The organism is Saprospira grandis DSM 2844 (assembly GCF_000275825.1).
In the GTDB taxonomy this organism is placed as follows: Bacteria; Bacteroidota; Bacteroidia; order Chitinophagales; family Saprospiraceae; genus Saprospira; species Saprospira grandis_A.
In genome coordinates, this window is the sequence record NZ_JH719944.1 from 1 (window position 1) to 2,131 (window position 2,131).

1 protein-coding gene and 1 pseudogene are annotated in these 2,131 nt (G+C 39.3%); both read left to right on the forward strand.

Features of this window, described 5'->3' with window-relative positions; all coding sequences use genetic code 11:
• Positions 1–258 (forward strand): annotated as a pseudogene (locus SAPGRDRAFT_RS23225) (hypothetical protein); the annotation flags it as partial.
• Between the two features lie 314 nt (positions 259–572).
• Positions 573–1,511: a hypothetical protein gene (locus SAPGRDRAFT_RS19675; RefSeq protein ID WP_002661276.1), complete on the forward strand. Its 939-nt coding sequence runs from the start codon at positions 573–575 to the stop codon at positions 1,509–1,511.
• Positions 1,512–2,131: the final 620 nt, after the last annotated feature.

A 2,131-nucleotide genomic window follows, 5' to 3' on the forward strand; every position in this document is an offset into this window, starting at 1 on the left:
GTAAGAGATTCTTTTGTAGATATAGAATATGCATTTTACGTAGGGACACTTAGAGAAAACTGGTTGTATGATTTAAAAGGTTATTTCTGTCCTTCAAAGCGCCAGTTAATCATAACTTCTGAAAATGATAGGAGTAAACAAAAGATAACAGAAATGAATCGAGTTTGCGAATTTTATGAGTTTCCAGAAGAATTTAAAAAGGAATTGGATTCCTTATACCGTGCAACAGGAGGGTGGACTATACCTAGGGATAAATAGATATCCTTACCCCTTCTGTCGTTTCTCTTTTTTCTTTTGGCGGTCTTCTTTGGCGGTTTTGGGGCCATGGGCTGAAGCCCATGGTTGTAGACTATGCAAACTGGCGGGCTAAAGCCCTTGTTTGCTATAAATGATATGGGCCGATGGTTAAAACCATCGGCCCATTTTTATTGTGCTTAGTATGGCCTCCTTTGTTGCGTATATATATCTAGAGGAAGGGGCGTAGACCTCAAAAAAATGTACCTTTAGGCTAGGTATATTTTATACATATGAGGCATTAAAAATTATGTGGGGACTTTAAAATAAAAGATGTAATGAGCATGCAGGAAAAGTTAATGTTAATGTTTTTAGTTGGAATTATGCAAAACCGCACTAAGCGGCGCCTTGGTATGGGATTTAAAGACTTTGAGTTTCTTGCAGTTCATTGGAGGTTGCCTGGTTTGGAGCACAGGGTAGTAAAGTTGTTGCTAGAATATGGTTTTATGCATGAAATAAGTCATAGTTACTTTTTAACAAAAAAAGGAGTTGCTTATGTTCGTTCTTTTGACCAACTTCAATTAAAGAAAATTGTGAGAGCAATTTATGAAGAACAAGAAGAATGTCCTGCTATGTTAGAACGGGAGTTGGGAATAAGCAAATTTAGCTCTTCGTTAAAAGTATTTAAATATGGGTTCCGATTTATAGATGAGAATAAGTTGGCTAAACCTGCAGATGAGAATTTAGCTCAGTTAAAAAAACGTTCTTTTTTAGTTCAAAAAAAATTTCCTGCACTTTTTTCTGAAGATTTAGAGCAATTACGTAGGACTATTCTTCGTAAGGATATATTCAAATTAAAGGAATCGGAAGTGAGCCCTTGGTACTTGAGCTCTTTTTTGTCTACCATTTATAATTTAGAGATCTGTCTTCCTAACCTTCATGCAGGCCAAATATTAAGTGATATTCCAATTTATTACGATTTAGCGGAAAGGTTAGGGATTGTAGATTTATTTATGCTCAACCTAGGTAGAATACAGACTCATGTAGCTTCAAAAATTTTCTTAAAAAAAGACAACCTGTTAATATTTCCTTTTAAAGATGAGGAACTCATCCGCTTTCTAAAAATAGCAGAAATGCTTGATATTGCAGAGCCAATGCAGGCAGAACTTACTTATTTCATCTCTGCTTTTAAATATAGCTTAAAGAATAACTATACAGCAGCGCTACAGATACTCGAAACAGATGCTCCTGATTGGACAATATATTTAGAGCAGTAATTGCTGATTGTAATTGTTTTTTGGGCATTACTCCTTACAGTCGTCGAATTGTGGCTTGCAGCCTTGTTGTCCGCCTTTGGCAGGCGGTAACAACTGCGCCCTAAAGGGCTTGTTGTGGCCGCACAACGGTTTTTCCCATTTTGGCTTTCTTCTTCGGCGGCTGGGCTGTTTTGGTCCCATGGGCTGAAGCCCATTTTTATTGTGCTTAGTATGGCCTCCTTTCTTGCTGTAGGTTTCAACCTACAGGTCCATATATCTATCCTACAGGCCCAAAGGGCCGCAGGCAAAGCTTTGCCGGCTACCATTAACCCCATGGAGTCAGCCCTAAAGGGCCTCAAATTATGATTTACGGCCTTGCTCATCTGCTTTTGCAAAGAAGTGCATATCCAAAGGCCCTCGCAGAGGGCTGTCTGAAAAAGCTAGCCTAGGGGCTTGTCCCTAGGCGTAGGAAAGGGCAGACACAAAATTTTAAATACGCTCCTTTATTAGTCCCTCAACTTTTTCTCGGACCTTTAAAAAAAGGGGGGGCGTCTTTTAGCGGCTGGGTTGTTTTGCGGCCTTAGAAGTAGAAAAAGCGAACAAGGACTTTAGTCCGTCAGTTCGCTCAGGTAACAACCCTG

Excerpts from the sequence above, each read along its gene's own strand:
- SAPGRDRAFT_RS19675 (WP_002661276.1), top strand. The coding sequence starts at position 573 with ATGAGCATGCAGGAAAAGTTAATGTTAATGTTTTTAGTTGGAATTATG.